Here is a 16,228-nt window from a genome sequence, read left to right as displayed (position 1 = left end):
CCGTCATCGCCGGTCTTGGTCGTGCTCTCAGAATCGCATCGACGGATGGGGCTTCGCGTCGGTGGAAGTCACGTAGGTCGACGCGCGGGTACCGATCCCCCGCTGCGCCCGGAACTCACAAGCCTCAACACAGGTAAGGAAATCAGGAACAAGCGCTACAGCGGTGGGGCGAGCAGTTCCGTGAAGAACGCACGCATGTCGGCGCTGAGGATTGCCGGCTGTTCGATGGGCGCGAAGTGTCCGCCCGACGACAGCTTCGTGTAGCGCTGGACGTTGTGGGTGCGCTCCGCCCACGCACGCGGTGGCTGTTGCAAGTCGGCCGGGAACAGTGCCAGCGCGGTGGGCACCGTCACGTACTCGTGCGGAGGAAGCGCCTCGTAATATGGGCGGAAGGACGTACTGATCGTGTCAGTGAACCAGTAGAGGCTCGCCTGCGTGAGCAGGAAATCATCGGTGAGCGCCAGTGCCGCGCCGGAGCTGCGGTCGCTCCATGCTCGGTACTTCTCGAGTATCCACGCGAGAAGGCCGATCGGTGAATCCGAGAGCCCATATGCCAACGAGAGAGGGCGGGTGCGGTGCTGGTGCATGTACGCGCCTTCATCACGGTTCCACGCGTCGATCCGCTTGAGGTGAGCGCCTTCTTCCTCGGTCAAGGATGACCTGTCCAACTCCTGCGGCATTCCCACTGACATCACATGTGCCCCGAGCACTGATTCCGGATGCGCGGACGCCAGCCGCGACGTGATTCCGTTGCCCAGGTCTCCGCCGTGCGCAAAATAATGATCAATTCCCAGCCCGCGCATGAGTCGATGCCACAACTCATGGGTCGGCACTCCCGGCGGAGAGGTCGGTGAAGCATCTGAGAAGGTGAAGCCAGGCAGCGAAGGCACGATCACAGTGAAGGACAGACCCTTCTCCCCGTAGGCGGAAGGAGTGGAGAGCCGTCGTGCGACCTCGACCATCTCGAAGAAAGTGCTCGGCCAGCCGTTGGTCAGCACAACCGCTGGTGCGTCAGTGGTTTCAGCGTCGAAACGGAGAAAGTGAATCTTTTGCCCGTCGACCTCCGCCATATAGGAGGGAAGCGCGTTGATCTCTGCCTCGTGAACGCGCCATTCGTATCCATTGCCCCAGTAGCCGGCCAAGCGTCGCACTTCCTCGACATCGGCCCCGGCTGCCCAGGGCTCGGTCGGCCACGACCGTGGCCACCTCGTCGCGGCGATCCGGCTTCTGAGATCATCCAAGTCCTGTTGAGGGACGGTGATCAGCGGATCGCATCTCACAGCAAAACTCTCTGACTGCTCCGCCATCTGGAACATCCTCTCGAGCTAGTGCGATCCAGCGAGTCCGAACTGCTAGGAGAGCTCCCTTATCGCCCAAGAGCGAGCGCTCAACGTCAAGTAAACATCAACTGTCGGCATCCTGCCTTCTCGTTCGGTCACCTTGCCGGGCCGTCGCGGAGGACGCCGCGCGGGTCAGTTGTGCAGCGGCGTCAGCCGCAGAAGGGCGAGACCGAGTCTTTGAGCTGATCAATCGCCTCAATCGTCTCGGGTGCTTGCAGATCAGTCATTCCACCGACCTGCTGCGCACCTGAACTGATCAGGTCGCCGAGTTGACCGTCGACATCCGCCGCGAGACCGTCGAGCGTCACGACGAGTTGGTCGCGGGCGGCGTCGATCTGCTCCGCCGAGGCCTCACCCTGGTCGAGCAGCGTCTGATACTGCCCGTAGGCGTCGTCGATCGTCGAACAGGTCGCCTCGACGTCGACGCCGAGTGCGTCACCCGCGACTTGCACCACCTGTGAGCACCCCGCGAGGAGTCCTACGGCAAGAAGAAGGGGAAGGATGACGAAGCGACGCATGCTCCGAGGGTAGCGGCGCGACCTGAGGAAGGTCGGTCAGCCTGGGCCGTTCGGATGCGCGAGATCGTAGGCGCGGGAGACCTTTTGGGGAACAACCATGCGCCACGCGTCTACGACGAGTTCACGCGCCTCGCTCGACTCCAAGGATGCGAGATCTGCATGAACCCAGTTGAAGCGCAGATCCAACTCTGATGGCATCTGAAACTTGCGCGGATCGCCGCCGACCAGAGCTGCACGCTCCTCTTTCGGGAAGGCGAACTCCATGACGCTCTCATCGAGGGAGAACGCCACATAGACGAGCTGACCGACGCGGAACTTCAACTTTCCGCGCACGTACACCTGATATGAGCGCTCCAACTCAGTACCCAGCGCCAGGACGCTCTCAATCACCGCCATGCTGAAGACCCTACTCAGCCGCATGCCGCGAAGACGGGGTGCGCTGCGATGAGCAGCCGGAACGACTGCTCGCTGACCCGATACGCCGAATTTCGGCGGCAGTTCCTCGGCGAATGTCCCAGCCACGTACTGGACAGCCGGTCGCTGCGGGCGGACAATTTCTTACAAGAGCGACAGCTCACGACACGCAAATTTGGGGGCATCCAAAAGCAGAGGAGTGCTTCATGGGCAAGGTGGTCATGTATAGCTCGGTGTCGATGGACGGCTTCATCGCCGACGAGAACGACCAGCCCGGACCCCTGTTCGACTGGTTGTCCAGCGGTGACGTGTTGTTGGATGAGAGCGGCGAGTTGAAGGTGTCGCAGACGTCCTACGACTACACCCGACCGTACTGGGACCAGATCGGCGCGACGCTCGTCGGCCGCCACGTCTTCGATATGACGGACGGATGGGACGGAAAACCTCCGGGCGGGATCGACCACGTCGTCGTCGTGACGCACCGGCCGGAACCCGAGGGTTGGGACCCCGAGTCGCCGTTTCATTTCGTCGACAGCGTTGAGGCAGCCGTAGCCACGGCGCAGAAGCTTGCGGGTGACCGCATAGTCGAGGTTGCCGCTGGCGACGTCGGTGGTCAGGTGCTTGCTGCAGGTCTGGTCGACGAAGTACGCATGGACGTCGTACCTGTCGTGTTCGGGTCCGGCAAGCGCTACTTCGGGTCGGTCCACGCACAGCACCTGTTGGAGGATCCTGACCTGGTGATTCAGGGCAACCGGGTGCTTCACCTGCGCTTTGTGGTGCGCCGTTGACTGGGTGTGACCGATTCAAGGCCGGAGGAGGCCGGATCGATATCGGCAACCACTTGCACGCCACCGTGTGACGCATGCCAGCAACCTAAGAGGCGAAGTCAGATGAGCGCCTCGAGCCCCGTGATGATTCGGGCCAGTCCGAAGTCGACGGTCTGCTCGGTGCCGTCCTCCAACTCGCCGCTAGCCAGCACCCGCGAGAGCATCGGGAAGGTTCCGGTGTCGATCAGCGGCACGAGCCAGTCGGTCGGGCCGACACGACCGCCTGCCGCGGCACGAGCGATCTCCCGCGAGAGGTAGGCGGTGTTGCGCGCATGGCCGTCGACCAGCAGTGCCGCGTCGAGCATGTCCTGCAGGTTCAGCCCCGTTGTCGCGAGCACCTGGAGCATGTATTCCAACCACAGCGCGTTGTTCTTGCTGGTCGGGAAGCCGCTGATTGGCGCGTCGATCAGCCAAGGGTGCGCCTGATAGCGCTTGGTGATCGCCTCGGCCCAGCGAGTGAGCCCCTGCTGCCACGTCGACGCTTCCACGATGCCCTTATCGGGCGGGCCCAGAGCCACGTCGACCATGAGGATGACCAGATCGTCGCGCGAGTCGATGTGGCGGTACGCGGCCATGGTGCCGGCGCCCAGGCGTTGTCCAAGCTTGCGGATGGAGAGAGCCGCGAGGCCATCCTCATCGGCCAGCTCGACGGCCGCTTGCACGACGCGGGTGGTGCTCAGGCCCGCGTCTGACGGAGAACGCGCGCCAGAATCCAAGCCCCAGGACGCCGAGGCCCAGCGCGGTGGGCCAGTTGGCGAAGCATCCGTCATGTGATTTCTCTCGTCGGCGTTGACACGAGACTAACAGCCGCGTACGGTGTACGCAACCGAAGGACGCGTACACCGTACGCAGCACAGTCGAGCTGGCCTGACAGAGAGAAGAGAGCACATGAGTACGAGAGTCATCGCGACCGTCATCCTGATGGTCGCCATGTTCATGGACCTGGTGGATTCCACCATCGCCACCGTCGCCTTGCCGGTGATCGGCGCCGACCTGGGCGCGAACGCGGCACAGCTGGAGTGGACTCTGGCCGGGTACGTCGTGGCCTTCGCTACCCTGCTCATCACAGGCGGACGCCTCGGTGACATCTTTGGCCGGCGCCGGGTGTTTGTAATTGGCGTTGCAGGTTTCACTATCGCCTCGCTCGCTGCATCCTTCGCAGGCAGCGGCGACGTGCTTGTAGCCAGCAGGGTGATCCAAGGCGCGTTCGCTGGAGTGATGGTGCCGCAGGTGCTCTCCAGCGCGCAGGTAATGTTCAGGCCGGAGGAGCGCGGCCCGATCTTTGGGATCATCGGTGCGCTCAGCGCCCTCGGTGCGGTGTCTGGTCTGCTGTTCGGCGGAGGACTCATCACGGCTAACGTGTTCGGCCTCGGTTGGCGGAGCATCTTCTTGGTGAACGTGCCGGTCGGCATCTTGCTCATCATCGCCGCACTGCTCTTCGTGCCAAATAGTAAGTCCGAGCATCCGCTGAAACTAGATCTGGTCGGAGTGCTGCTGGGTGCGGCATCCGTATTCCTGGTGGTCTTTCCGCTCACCGACGGTCGTCAGGCGGGCTGGCCGCTGTGGATCTGGGCCATGCTGGCCGCCGCACCATTCACGATTGCGCTGTTCATCTGGCAGCAGAAGCGCAAGCTCGCCAGGAATGGCTCTGCGCTGCTGCCGATGCCGCTATTCCGCAACCGCGCATTCTCGAGCGGCCTCGTGGTGCAGGTACTCTCGTCGATCGGCAACGGTGGCTATGCGCTAATCCTGATCTACTACGTGCAGCAGGCACTCGGCTTCACCCCACTCTCTGCCGGCCTCACCATCCTGCCAATCGCGATCGGTTCGATGGCCGTCACACCGCTCGCGATGTTCGCCGCGAAGAAGCTTGGCCGGCTCGCGGTGCTCGTCGGTGGCGTGGTGCAGGCTGGTGCATTCCTCTGGGTCATGCTCATCGTGGACGGGCTCGGCCATCAACTGTCTGGCTGGCACCTGGTTGTGCCGCTCGCGTTGGCCGGTGTCGGGATGATGATCCTGATCATGTCGCAGATGGAGATCACGCTCGCGACGGTTCCGACCGCCTCCGCCGGAGCCGCGTCGGGCACCCTGACAACTTTCGGACAGGTCGGCATGGTGCTCGGGGTGGCGTTGGCCGGCACCGTGTTCTTCGGCATCCTGGCCGACTCGGGGGCGCCGACCGACGCCGTGACCACCGGGCTGTGGGTGACGATCGGCGCCTACCTGCTGGCCGGCACTGCCGGACTCGTCATGCCGCAGATCGCTACGACAGTGCACACCGACGCGACGGTCGAGGTCCTTGTCTCTACTTGAGACGTCGGCGTGCCGCGTGCTGCGTCAGGCGGGCTGCGGGCTGCGGGCTGCGGGCTGCGGGCTGCGGGCAATGTGCCAGCCAGGGCACCAACCTGCCCTGTATAGGCACCAACCTACGCTTCGTAGGTTACGCTTGTCGTCGAGGGAGGGAAGTGGGCAAATGGCACGAGCGGGTTTGAGTGGCGACCGTTTGGCGCAGGCCGGTTTCGAGCTGGTCGATGAGATCGGTTTCGAGAAGGTCACCATCGCTGAGCTTGCGCGGCGCTTCGCAGTGAAGCCGGCGAGCCTCTATTCTCACCTGCACGGGTATGACGACCTCAGAACTCGAATCGCGTTGCTGGCCCTCGAAGAAATCGACGAGCGAGTGTCGGATGCTGTTGCCGGGCGAGCGGGCATCGACGCCCTCCGCGGCCTCGCCGACGCGTACCGCGACTATGCCGCCGCCCACCCCGGTCGGTTCGCCGCCGCCCAGCACCCACTCGACCTGGAAACCGCCATCGCCAGCGCGGGCGCTCGTCAGTCGCAGAGAATCCGTGCAATTCTGCGTGCATACCCACTCGCTGAGCTGGAGCAGGTACATGCGATCCGGATGATCGGCAGCACCATTCGCGGATTTGTGGCGTTGGAGCTGAGCGGCAGCTTCAGCCACAGCGCTCCCGGCGCAGAGGCGAGCTGGGATCGCATCATCGACGCGCTCGATGCACTGTTGCACAACTGGCCGACCCACTGACCAACGAGAGATGAAGCATTGTCCGTGCCGCATTTGACGACTATCCCGATCACCGCCAGTCTCATCCGCGGCGCGGCGGAACTCGAGCACACCGACCGCGGCATACTGCCGCACCGGCTTCCGGCCTGGGCGCTGAAGCAGTGCGCTGACCCGCAGTTGGCAATGGTGGAGGCGCAGCCGTCTGGTGTGCGGATCGCCTTCAGCACAAGGGCGACGGTGATCGAACTCGACATTCTGCGCTCCCGCACCGCCTACGCGGGTATGCCGCCGCGACCTGACGGCGTGGTCGACCTCGTCGTCGACGGTGAGGTGGTCGCGCTCTCCCCCACGTCCGGCGGCAACACGATGACGATCGACATGTCGACCGGTGGCGCCGAACAGGTGGCAGGAGCAGTCCACACGGCCCGTTTCGACGGGTTGGCGGATGCGATGAAGTCTGTTGAACTGTGGCTTCCGCATAACGAAAAGGTTGAGCTGGTCGAGCTGCGCGCCGACGCCGTTCTCGAGCCGGGAACGGTTTCGGGCCGACCCACGTGGTTGCACTACGGCAGCTCGATCAGTCACGGGTCGAATGCGGCGCGCCCGACCGGGATCTGGCCGGCGGTGGCGGCACGTGAGTCCGGGCTCGAGTTGGTCAACCTGGGCTTGGGCGGAAGCGCGCTGCTCGACCAATTCGCAGCGCGCACTATGCGCGACACCGAGGCCGACGTGATCAGCCTGAAAGTGGGGATCAACCTGGTGAACACTGACCTGATGCGCCTGCGGGCTTTCGGGCCCGCGATACACGGATTCCTAGACACGATTCGGGACGGGCATCCGTCGACCCCACTGCTGGTGATATCGCCTATCTTCTGCGAAATTCAGGAGAACACCCCCGGGCCGGTTGGGTTCGATCTGGATGCTCTTGCCGACGGGGCGGTGCGTTTCAACGCGACCGGCAACCCCGCGGAGGTTGCGGCCGGGAAGCTGACGTTGATGGTGATCAGGGCAGAGTTGGAGCGCGTCGTCCGGGAACGACAGGAGGCCGATCCGAACCTGTTCTACCTCGACGGCCGACAGCTGTATGGCGCGGATGACGCGGCCCGGTTGCCGTTGCCTGACGCGCTGCATCCGGATGCAGCGACCCACCGCTTGATGGGCGAGCGGTTCGCGAGGGTGGCGTTCGCGGAGGCTGGCTTGCTGGCCTCTCCACGTTGAGTCGACGTCCTAGTCGCTGCCACTGAGCATCGCCCCGGTCACGACCGCAAGTGGCAATTGCTCCGCTACAGTGGATGCACTGGAAGTAAAAACGCAGATCCCGCATCTGTGTCCACACGCCGCTCATCGAGTCGCCACTTCTCCCCATATCGAGGAGTGCGCCATGAGCGACAACAATCAATTTACTTCCGCGCCTGAGGTATCTCAGGTCGCCTTCGGCCGAGGCCGGCCACAGACCCTACGAGCTGCAGGGCTGGCCCTAGCCGGTCTTTCCGCCGTGTTCCTGTTCGAGATGCTCGACAACTCGGTCCTCAACGTGGCGCTGCCCACGATCGGCCGCGATTTAAGGGCGTCCACGACAGCGTTGCAGTGGGTTACCAGCTCGTATGCAGTGGTGTTCGGCGGACTGATGATCGCGTTGAGTGCCGTAGCCGACAGGCTGGGCCGCCGCAGCGTCATGATCGTCGGCCTAGTGCTGCTCGCCCTCGCGAGCCTCGCGACAGTCTTCGTCACCACCATCGAACAACTGATCGCCGTCCGCGCGGTTATGGGCATCGCCGCCGCAATGACCACACCCGGTTCCCTCGCCCTCGCGTTCCGACTCTTCGATGACGAGCAACTCAGAGTGCGCGCCATCACCTTCATCTCCACCGTGGGTCTCATCGGTCTGGCGCTCGGCCCCACCGCAGGAGGCCTCGTACTCGCCTTCGCACCTTGGCAGACACTGCTGCTGATGAATGCGCCGATCGCCGTCGTTGCGCTGGTGTGCATCCGCCTGGGGGTGCCCGCTGACCGGCCCGAAGAACTTCACCCCAACCCCACCGACGTTCTGGGAGCATTCTCCGGAACCCTCGCCATCGTGTTTGCGCTCGTCGCACCGACACTGTTCGTCGAAGAGGGCACAGCTTCATGGATGCCATGGCTGGCCAGCGCAGCAACAGTTGCGTTCGCGGTGATCTTTGTCCTCCGGCAACGCACCGCCGCGCACCCGCTCCTGGACTTCGCGCTCATCGCCCGGCCGCTCGTATCCAGCGGCCTCGCGTTCAAGGCTGCTGCGGGACTCGCAGTCGCAGGACTGAGCTACCTCGTCACACTGCAACTACAGCTGGACTGGGGATGGACACCCGCGCAAGCAGCGCTCGGGATGCTCCCGCAAGTGGTCGTTCTCATCGCTGGAGGTGCCGCCATCTCGCCGCTTATCAAACGCATCGGACTCGAGAAGGCTGCCTGGCTGAGTGCTGTCGTCGTGGTCGTCGGGCTAGCCGTATACGCGGCTTTCGGCCAGCTCGGATACGTGTGGATCGCCACGGCACTCGTGCTTGTCGCCGCAGGCATGCGCATAGTCGGCGTCGTCGCAGGCAATAACGTGATGAACGGCCTACCCGCCGATCGAACGACGATCGGCGCCGCGCTCATAGACACCGCCAGTGAACTCACCACCGGTATCGGCATCGCAATATCCGGCACGATCATCGCCGCGGTCTTCACTGGCAATATTGCGACACACGACTGGACCGCCGCCCAAACCGACCAGTTCCGCGTGGCAACCACCCTCGCCGCAATCATGCTCACGGCGCTCGCGGCATTGCTCGTTATTGTCGGGATGCTCCGGGCCCGCCGCGGACACGCGTCAGCGGCAGTCAATTCGGTGTCGCATTAATTGCGCAGTTGTCAGAAAACAGGTCACAGGCGTTGAATCGGATTGAGCCACGCCATTCGTTCGGCAAGATCGTGCTCATGCCCTGAAGGTACGAAAGCTACCGGCGCTCCCCGTCGGTCGACGATCAGCGCCGCGGGTCGCTATCGGACGCGCGTTTCCTGTCCTTTCCGATCCATCCCATATGGGTGTGTGTGAAGGCATCCGGGAGCTTTAGTCCATATCCGAGAGCCCGATCAACTCCCACGTGGAACGCCCAGGCGAAGGCGACGATGGCGGACCACATCGACAGAATGGGCGCGGAGCCGCTAACTACTAGCGCAACGACACCGAGAGCGGCCGCCCAGGCGTAGGTATGAATGGCGTTGTACCAGCCTGCGCCTGCGGCGGGAGATCGTAGGTATCCGAGTTGGGACAGATCGAACACCAAGAACAGCGCCAGCGGCATCCACCACCAGTCTGGGGCGATGACGATTGTGCCCGCGAGCGAGAAAGCCGTGATCAAGGCACCTTCAATGCGCTGGATGACTGCGGGACCTGTTGGATCACCATTTCTCATTTGTGATCTTCTCCATTTGCTAGGGCCGCCTCAGGGGCGGTCACGCTGGTCCGAGCCGCAAGCCATGGTGCGAACAGGCGCAGCATGAGGGGCATCACGAGGAAGTTCATCAGCGAGACGAGGATGAGCGACACGATGAGGGTCGTTATCCAAAGCGGGTACTCAGTCAAGAGCGGGAGTAACAACCAGAGAGTCAGCGTGATGAATGGGTACACGGCTAGCCAGTTGATGAGGGCTATTTTGTGGCGAGGAGGTCGCATGGGAAGAGTCCGATCGTTCGAGGTGAATGTGGGATATGCGAAGCAGCGGCGGCGAAGTATTGTGGTCCCCGCCGGCGCTGCCACGCGGCCAGGCCGAGAGTTAGTCAGCGAATATGGACGATGCCGGTCCGAAGATGGGACGCCAGTTGTGCACGCGCTTGTCCACGACAACGTTGTTAACGACGTAAGGATCGTTGTCGACGATGGTGTCGATGCCGGCGCGGTCCTCGACTTTGTAGATGAGTAGCCCGCCGGGAGCCTCGTTTTGTCCCCACGGCCCGGAAAGCAGGAGCTCGCCCTGTTCCACACGCTCTCGCAAGTAGGCCAGGTGAGCGGAAAGGTGCTCGTTCTGGGGTGTGGTATCGGTCGGGTAGGAGTACTCGACGGTGAAAATTTCAGCCACGATGGGTTCCTTTCTAGGTGGATGTAACTAGCATCACGCCAGCCGGGAGAATGCAGGTAGGACTCCTGGTACCAGTGGCGATTGCGAGGCTTCCTGCACAATGGAGCCATGACCGACCGTGGCGAACTCAGCGAGCTCTTGACCATGTGGCGCGCCCGGTTGAAGCCCGCGGCGGTGGGTCTTCCTGCTGTGTCCGCTCGATTGAAGGGCCTTCGTCGAGAGGAACTGGCGATGCTGGCAGGGCTGTCCGTGGACTATCTCGTTCGACTTGAACAAGGCCGCTCCCAAAACCCGTCGGTGCAGGTCGCAAGGGCGTTGGCGCGCGCGTTACAGCTGTCCGACGAAGAACGCGATCAGCTGTTCCAGGCGGCGGGGCTACCGATCCCGTTGCCGACGAACGTGCCCACCCACATCCCGCGAAGCGTGCAGCGGCTTCTCCTCCGCGCTCCCGATGTTGCTATCGGCGTCTATACGATGCATTGGACCCTGCTCACCGTGAACGCGTCCTGGCAGGCCATGCTCGGGCAACCGCCCCGCGACTACAACCTCATCGAAGCGCAGTTCACCGGAACAGCGCCCAATGTCCTGATGAGTGCGGCGTACATCGAACGTTTCGAGCGCGCCCTAGTGACGGATATGCGAAACGCGATGCTGCGGTATCCCAAGGACCGCTCCGTTCAGCAGCTTCTGCAGCGATTGCGTCGCATTGACCGTTTCGAAGAGTTGTGGTTGGAGGGCACTTCCGTCCCGCAACGGTCTGAGGAGAAGACCTTCCTGCATCCAATCGTCGGTCCAATCACCGTCGACTGCGACGTGTACACCACGATCGGGACAGATCTGCGGATCATCACCTACACGGTGGAGCCCGGTTCCGACGACGCTTCTAAATATGATCTTGCACGAACTCTCGGCGTCCAACAGGCCTCGCGCTGAGTACTGGCTAGTCGATCGAGGCAACGGTCTAAAAATTTGATTCAAGGCGGCGCAAGGCGTACGGCGTCCGTGCAGCTCCTGCCGGCGGGATCTCGTTCGCTTACTGGTTCCTCTTGTGGGTTGCCTCAGCGCTGGCTAGTGTGTGGTCTACTTTCACGCAGTGCCGGAGCTCGGAGGAGAAAAGCGCGCAGCATTCGGATTGCCCTTACGCCTAGTTCTGAGGAACTGCAGGCGCTCGAGCGGGCCGCGGCCGCGAGCGGTGAGGACCATGGGGGTTTCGTTCTCTCACACCGTGGATCGCGTCAAAGAAGCCTTCCCCGACGATTATGGAGCCGCGGAGGTGAATGCGGACCAGAGTTCTGGGTGGATTGCCTTCGCGGGGGCGGTTCCCAAGGGTGCGGAGGACGTGGTCAGAGAGCTGCCAGGCATCGAACTGCGCGGAGATCTCGGACTGAGCGAGAAAGAGATTTCTGTGACGGTTAATCTGCTCTTCCAGTCGATTCTAGAGACGCACGGTAATGACATCACGATGACTGTGGGGCCGGTGCCGCGTGACCGTGAGATTGTGGTGGAGTACGCGCCGTCGGCGACCGCGCGCATCTCTACGGAAGCCATCGAGGAGTCTGTGCGATCGGCGACTCTGGCGACCGACCTCGGAGGATTCTCTGTTCGTGTCGAAGCGATTATCGACGCCGACGGCTGAACACAACGAAGAGGGCTGTTGGCACACCCTTCTACCGCGCCGATCCCCGGTGGTCTTCACTCAGGACTTTCCTCCGCGCCGTCAGTGTTTTCCTGTCGCCGGCGAGCCGGGACGTGCCGCCACGTGCCGAGGCTCGTGATCGAGGCGTCGATGATGTCGTCGTGGACGGCTCCGTGCTCGATGGTGCTGCGGTAGTAGATCGGGCCTATGGCCTGAGCGGCTGCGGACAGCGGGTCCGAGGCGAGGATGATCTCGCCGCGGGTTTGTGCGTCCGTGAGGGCGACGGCGAGGCGTTCGGCGAGCGTGTGCGCGAATCGGCTGCGCCGAGCATCCATGCCGTCGTCCCAGAGGGCGGTGCTGGCGAGCGTGGTGGTGACGACGCGCACGTCGTCCTGTTCCAGCTGGCGGGCGATCGCGATGAGCTCGAGGCGAAGCCACTCCCGAGTTGGGGTCGCAGGAGTGTCGAAGAAGGGCATGGGAACGGTCGCCATGGCCTCCGCGAGCATCTCGACGCTGCGCGGCCAGTGTCGGTAGACGGTCGCGCGTCCCATTCCTGCGTGCTCGGCGACCTGAGCGTGGGTCACCGCGGTCGGCCCCCCCGCCATTAGCAGTTCCCGTGCTGCGTTCAGGATCGCCTCCTTGCTCCGCAAGAATCTGGGGTCCGCCTCAGTACTCATGGCTTCATTCTACGAGACATCTTGACTTATAGGTCAACCTCAGCAATGCTCGACTTTATGAAACAGAATGTATCGCAGAGGTTGAAGGTAGCGGTCCTTGGAGCTACCGGCGCTACCGGGCGGCACGTCGTCGCCACGGGACTCGAGCGCGGTCACGAGGTGGTCGCGCTAGTTCGGAGAGCAGACTCGTTCGAGCCAGCTACCGGATTGACGGAGGCGTTGTGGACTGACCTGTCCGATCGCGGCCCACTGACTCAGGCATTCGTTGGCGTGGATGTGGTGATCAGCACCCTCGGTGGAGCCAGTACCGGGCCGACCACGGTATGCACGGATGCAATCAGCACGACACGGCCGGCGATGAGCGAGGCCGGAGTGTCGCGTCTAATCGTAGTGAGCGCTCACGGGGTGCTCGAATCTCACGACCGGTCGCTGTATTCGATGGCGGTGTGGGCAGGGGTGAGCGAGAAGATGAAAGACAAAGAATCGATGGAATCGCTCATCACGTCGTCCGAGTTGGAATGGTCGATCGTTCGTCCGCCAATGCTGAAGGACACCCCTGCGACAGGCAAGTACCAGGTGGGCGAGGAGCTTCCGATCCGTCTTTGGCACACCATCGGCCGCGCCGACCTCGCAGCGTTCCTGGTTCGAGAAGCCGAAGAACCTCAGTTCATCCGCGGATACCCGAGGATCCACCGATGACCGACCGGTACTCGCTCGAGGGGAGGGTCGCAGTGGTTACCGGTGCTACCGGCGGCATGGGGCAGGTCATCGCTCTGGAGCTAGCTCGAGAAGGCGCGCACGTGATCGCCATCGCCAGGGACCCACGTCGAGCAGACGCCCTCGAAACGCAAATTGCCGGGCAACCAGGCCCTGGTCGTCTCGAGGTACTCGCTGGCAACTTGTCGCAGCGGGACGGAATCATCCACACCAGCCAAGCGATCCTCGCTCGGCACGAAGCATTACACCTCCTGATCAACAACGCCGGTGCCCACTTCAACGACCACCGCGTCTCCCCAGACGGCCTCGAGATGCACATAGCTGTCGACTATCTCGCTGCATACGGATTGACCGCACTTCTTCAAAACGCACTGCGCCGGGGGCGGGCGCGGGTGATCAACGTCGCTTCCGACACGCTCCGAGACACCCGACAAGTAAAACTGGTCGGTAGACCTCTTCCAGCGACCCTGAATACTAGGGACCTCGACGACCTTACGCACCTCAACCCCGAGACGGGGTTCATACCGTTCCACGCATATGCGCGGGCAAAGCTACTGACAGTGATGGCCGGCTACCACCTCGCCCGCACCCTCGCTGCAGACGGAGTAACAGTGAACGCGGTGCACCCCGGGATCGTTGCAACCGAGATCATCGACAACGTCATTCCCAAGGTCTTGCGCCCGTTCGGTGGTCTCATCCGGCGGTCGATGCTCACTCCAGAACAAGGCGCCGCAGCAACCCTCCGGCTGGCCACCGAGCCCGCGCTCGACAATGTGACCGGCCGATACTTCGTCCGCGACACCGACACCCCCACGCCTTCTGTTTCATACGACACGGTCGCGCAAGCTCAACTGCGACACACCACCGACAGCTTCCTCAATGCTGGAAAACCTGCAACGGGTGTCTGACGGGGAGCGAACAACGACGCGCACACTCGAGGAGATCGCTGCCGACTAACTGCGCCATCGATCAAGATTTCACCTCGCGCGGCGCCGGCGGGCGCGAGGTCAGGTGAGGATGCGGGTGATCGCTTCGACCGCGGCGGCCCGCCTCGTGTCGCCGTCGGCGTGCCCGTCGGCCGCCAGGAGCCCGATCGGCGCGAGCTGCCAGGCTTGGGCGACGGCGTAGATGATGACGAGGAGGTCGACTGCGCCAATGGCGGGCGACGCTTGCTGCTGCACCGATTCGACTTTCGCCAGATACGTCTCGAGCGGCTCGGAGGCAGCCTCCGGCCGTTCGAGCTGAGCCCAGAGGCAGATGCGCAGCACCTCGGGCCGGCGCTGATGGAAGTCGAACAGCTCGCCGACCCACACCGGCAGATTGGACGGCTTTGGGGGCACCTCCTCCGCCATCCGCACGATCGCGGCGGATAGCGCCGCGTCGAAAAGGCCGCTCTTGTTGCCGAAGTAGGCGTAGATCATGCGCACGTTACTCTCGGCATCTTTCGCGATGCGGTCGATCCTGCCGCCTGAGTAGCCATGCGCCGCGAACTCCGACACCGCGGCCGAGAGGATACGCGCCCGTGTCGCCTCCGCGTCTCGCTGCCCCATGCTCGCTCCGTTCACTCGGTGCCGTCGTTTGACGCGATCCTGATCTCGCGTCTAGTCTATAAGTAAATAGATACTTACTTAGGAGCATGATGGAACCAAGAATCGAACGGGCCTTGGCTATTACCCCGGCGTCACGTGCTCGGGAGCGCACGATCGACATCACCACCACCGGCGCGCGCACCGGCAGGCCGCGGCGCATCGAGGTGTGGTTCTACCGGGTCGACGGGCGCATCTACCTGTCCACCTCGCCGGCTCGCCGCAGCTGGTACGCGAACATCGTCGCGAACCCCGACTTCGTGTTCCATCTCAAGAACGGGATGCGGGCGGATCTGCAGGCAGTGGGCACCCCGGTGCTCGATCACGCTCAGCGGGAGGCCGTGTTCTCGTCGATCATCGGCGACCTCAATCAGCAGTGGAACCCGGCCGGCATCCGACAGCCGGTCGAACCCCTCGACGAATGGATGCACGGAAGTCCGCTCATCAGTGTGGACTTCCCGGAAGGGGACACTGATGACTGAGAACACCCCTCGGATCGCCGTCGTCACCGGGGCCAACCGGGGCCTGGGCCGAGCGACCGCCCGCGCCCTCGCCCAACGGGGCTTCGCAGTCGTGCTCACCTACCGAGGTGACGCGGATCAGCCCGAGCGCGCCGTTGAAGAGATCCGAACCGTGGGAGGTGATGCAATGGGCGCGCGACTCGATCTCGCGGATGTCGCCTCCTTCGCCGAATTCACAGTCGCGCTCCGGCGCGACATCCACGAGCGGTGGGGTCGTTCCGGCATCGACGTGCTGGTGAACAATGCCGGGATTGGCCTGTTCGGCCGGCTCGAAGACGCCACCGTCGAGGAGTTCGACGCCCTCATCGGCACGAACCTGCGCGGCACGTTCTTCCTCATCCAGGCACTGGCACCCCACATCGGCGACGGCGGTCGCATCATCAACGTATCCACCTCGCTCACTCGCCACGTCAGCCCCGGAACATCGCTCTACGCAGCCTCAAAGACGGCAGTGGAGGCCATCACCCGCAGCCTTGCCGTGGAGCTCGGGCCCCGCGGTATCCGCATCAACAGCATCGCCCCCGGCCCGACGGCCACCGACTTCAACGGCGGCGCCATGCGCGACGACCCCGAGCTACGCAGCAGCCTGGCCGCCCACACCGCGCTCGGCCGCGTCGGCCAGCCCGACGAGATCGCCGATGCCATCGCAGCCCTCGCGTCGAGCGAGCTGCGCTGGGTGACGGCTGAACGCATCGAGGTCTCGGGCGGCAGCCTGCTCTAGAACCCTGCGAGCAGACCACCGGGTGTCCCCCGTGCTCGCAGTCGACGACCGTCTGTCTCCCGAGGCCGACTCGAAACACCGGCACTCGACGGGCTGACCGCACTGCGCTGGCTCGTCGAGAATGCCCGGCAGATCCTGATCTACCCCATGCT

20 protein-coding genes are annotated in these 16,228 nt (G+C 63.5%); 11 read left to right on the top strand and 9 right to left on the bottom strand.

Translation table 11 applies throughout. The features are described 5' to 3' along the window. Window positions 1-155: 155 nt before the first annotated feature. From AC1C2O_RS00230 to AC1C2O_RS00220, 3 genes are all read right to left on the bottom strand, one after another. Window positions 156-1,307 (bottom strand): epoxide hydrolase family protein, encoded by a 1,152-nt coding sequence (locus AC1C2O_RS00230; protein ID WP_495428423.1) that lies wholly within the window; start codon window positions 1,305-1,307, stop codon window positions 156-158. 182 nt (window positions 1,308-1,489) lie between these two features. Continuing rightward, the gene (locus tag AC1C2O_RS00225; RefSeq protein ID WP_495428422.1) at window positions 1,490-1,858 is read right to left on the bottom strand and encodes a hypothetical protein; all 369 of its coding nucleotides are present in this window, start codon (window positions 1,856-1,858) and stop codon (window positions 1,490-1,492) included. A gap of 36 nt (window positions 1,859-1,894) precedes the next feature. After that, window positions 1,895-2,254, bottom strand: a complete 360-nt coding sequence (locus AC1C2O_RS00220; protein WP_495428421.1) for an MmcQ/YjbR family DNA-binding protein — start codon at window positions 2,252-2,254, stop codon at window positions 1,895-1,897. A gap of 224 nt (window positions 2,255-2,478) precedes the next feature. On the opposite strand from AC1C2O_RS00220, the gene AC1C2O_RS00215 reads away from it, so the two are divergent. Continuing rightward, a complete protein-coding gene (locus AC1C2O_RS00215; protein WP_495428420.1) occupies window positions 2,479-3,060 on the top strand; it encodes a dihydrofolate reductase family protein in 582 nt (193 codons plus the stop codon). 98 nt (window positions 3,061-3,158) lie between these two features. On the opposite strand, the gene AC1C2O_RS00210 is transcribed toward AC1C2O_RS00215, so the two are convergent. Continuing rightward, window positions 3,159-3,869: a TetR/AcrR family transcriptional regulator gene (locus AC1C2O_RS00210; RefSeq protein WP_495428419.1), complete on the bottom strand. Its 711-nt coding sequence runs from the start codon at window positions 3,867-3,869 to the stop codon at window positions 3,159-3,161. Window positions 3,870-3,987: 118 nt separating this feature from the next. On the opposite strand from AC1C2O_RS00210, the gene AC1C2O_RS00205 reads away from it, so the two are divergent. The 4 genes from AC1C2O_RS00205 (at window position 3,988) to AC1C2O_RS00190 (ending at window position 8,999) form a co-directional block, all read left to right on the top strand. Next, entirely contained in the window at window positions 3,988-5,412 is a 1,425-nt protein-coding gene (locus AC1C2O_RS00205; RefSeq protein ID WP_495428418.1) for an MFS transporter, read from the top strand. Between the two features lie 160 nt (window positions 5,413-5,572). After that, the gene (locus AC1C2O_RS00200) at window positions 5,573-6,142 is read left to right on the top strand and encodes a TetR/AcrR family transcriptional regulator (RefSeq protein WP_495428417.1); all 570 of its coding nucleotides are present in this window, start codon (window positions 5,573-5,575) and stop codon (window positions 6,140-6,142) included. 24 nt (window positions 6,143-6,166) lie between these two features. Further along, entirely contained in the window at window positions 6,167-7,339 is a 1,173-nt protein-coding gene (locus AC1C2O_RS00195) for an SGNH/GDSL hydrolase family protein (RefSeq protein ID WP_495428416.1), read from the top strand. Between the two features lie 163 nt (window positions 7,340-7,502). After that, a complete protein-coding gene (locus AC1C2O_RS00190; RefSeq protein ID WP_495428415.1) occupies window positions 7,503-8,999 on the top strand; it encodes an MFS transporter in 1,497 nt (498 codons plus the stop codon). 124 nt (window positions 9,000-9,123) lie between these two features. On the opposite strand, the gene AC1C2O_RS00185 is transcribed toward AC1C2O_RS00190, so the two are convergent. The 3 genes from AC1C2O_RS00185 to AC1C2O_RS00175 all read right to left on the bottom strand — a co-directional run bounded on the left by AC1C2O_RS00185 (window position 9,124) and on the right by AC1C2O_RS00175 (window position 10,218). Next, window positions 9,124-9,555 (bottom strand): DUF4260 family protein, encoded by a 432-nt coding sequence (locus AC1C2O_RS00185; protein ID WP_495428414.1) that lies wholly within the window; start codon window positions 9,553-9,555, stop codon window positions 9,124-9,126. After that, window positions 9,552-9,815 carry a putative antibiotic biosynthesis monooxygenase gene (locus AC1C2O_RS00180; protein WP_495428413.1) on the bottom strand — a complete coding sequence of 88 codons (264 nt, stop codon included), beginning with the start codon at window positions 9,813-9,815 and terminating at the stop codon, window positions 9,552-9,554. Before AC1C2O_RS00180 ends, AC1C2O_RS00185 begins: the two co-directional genes overlap by 4 nt. A gap of 100 nt (window positions 9,816-9,915) precedes the next feature. Beyond that, the gene (locus AC1C2O_RS00175; protein ID WP_495428412.1) at window positions 9,916-10,218 is read right to left on the bottom strand and encodes a YciI family protein; all 303 of its coding nucleotides are present in this window, start codon (window positions 10,216-10,218) and stop codon (window positions 9,916-9,918) included. Between the two features lie 108 nt (window positions 10,219-10,326). Here AC1C2O_RS00175 and AC1C2O_RS00170 point away from each other — a divergent pair, with 108 nt between their 5' ends. Next, a complete protein-coding gene (locus AC1C2O_RS00170) occupies window positions 10,327-11,151 on the top strand; it encodes a helix-turn-helix transcriptional regulator (RefSeq protein ID WP_495428411.1) in 825 nt (274 codons plus the stop codon). 160 nt (window positions 11,152-11,311) lie between these two features. Beyond that, on the top strand, window positions 11,312-11,854 hold the full coding sequence (locus AC1C2O_RS00165; protein WP_495428410.1) for a hypothetical protein: 543 nt from the start codon (window positions 11,312-11,314) through the stop codon (window positions 11,852-11,854). 56 nt (window positions 11,855-11,910) lie between these two features. On the opposite strand, the gene AC1C2O_RS00160 is transcribed toward AC1C2O_RS00165, so the two are convergent. Further along, on the bottom strand, window positions 11,911-12,531 hold the full coding sequence (locus AC1C2O_RS00160; protein ID WP_495428409.1) for a TetR/AcrR family transcriptional regulator: 621 nt from the start codon (window positions 12,529-12,531) through the stop codon (window positions 11,911-11,913). A 57-nt stretch (window positions 12,532-12,588) separates the two neighbouring features. Between AC1C2O_RS00160 and AC1C2O_RS00155 the strand changes: the two genes are divergently transcribed. Together AC1C2O_RS00155 and AC1C2O_RS00150 are read left to right on the top strand one after the other, a co-directional pair. Beyond that, window positions 12,589-13,230, top strand: a complete 642-nt coding sequence (locus AC1C2O_RS00155; protein ID WP_495428408.1) for an NAD(P)-dependent oxidoreductase — start codon at window positions 12,589-12,591, stop codon at window positions 13,228-13,230. Beyond that, window positions 13,227-14,156 carry an SDR family NAD(P)-dependent oxidoreductase gene (locus AC1C2O_RS00150; protein ID WP_495428407.1) on the top strand — a complete coding sequence of 310 codons (930 nt, stop codon included), beginning with the start codon at window positions 13,227-13,229 and terminating at the stop codon, window positions 14,154-14,156. Before AC1C2O_RS00155 ends, AC1C2O_RS00150 begins: the two co-directional genes overlap by 4 nt. A gap of 99 nt (window positions 14,157-14,255) precedes the next feature. Here AC1C2O_RS00150 and AC1C2O_RS00145 read toward each other — a convergent pair whose 3' ends face one another. Then, window positions 14,256-14,798, bottom strand: a complete 543-nt coding sequence (locus tag AC1C2O_RS00145) for a TetR/AcrR family transcriptional regulator (RefSeq protein ID WP_495428406.1) — start codon at window positions 14,796-14,798, stop codon at window positions 14,256-14,258. 86 nt (window positions 14,799-14,884) lie between these two features. On the opposite strand from AC1C2O_RS00145, the gene AC1C2O_RS00140 reads away from it, so the two are divergent. Next, window positions 14,885-15,316, top strand: coding sequence for a nitroreductase/quinone reductase family protein (locus AC1C2O_RS00140; RefSeq protein ID WP_495428405.1), 432 nt, complete (start codon window positions 14,885-14,887; stop codon window positions 15,314-15,316). Continuing rightward, window positions 15,309-16,076, top strand: coding sequence for an SDR family NAD(P)-dependent oxidoreductase (locus tag AC1C2O_RS00135; RefSeq protein ID WP_495428404.1), 768 nt, complete (start codon window positions 15,309-15,311; stop codon window positions 16,074-16,076). The genes AC1C2O_RS00140 and AC1C2O_RS00135 overlap by 8 nt, the downstream gene beginning before the upstream one ends. Window positions 16,077-16,228 lie beyond the last annotated feature (152 nt).

Source organism: Microbacterium sp. Y355, from assembly GCF_059445345.1.
Note: the sequence above shows the minus strand (reverse complement) of the source record. Positions and strands in the feature narration are given on the sequence as shown.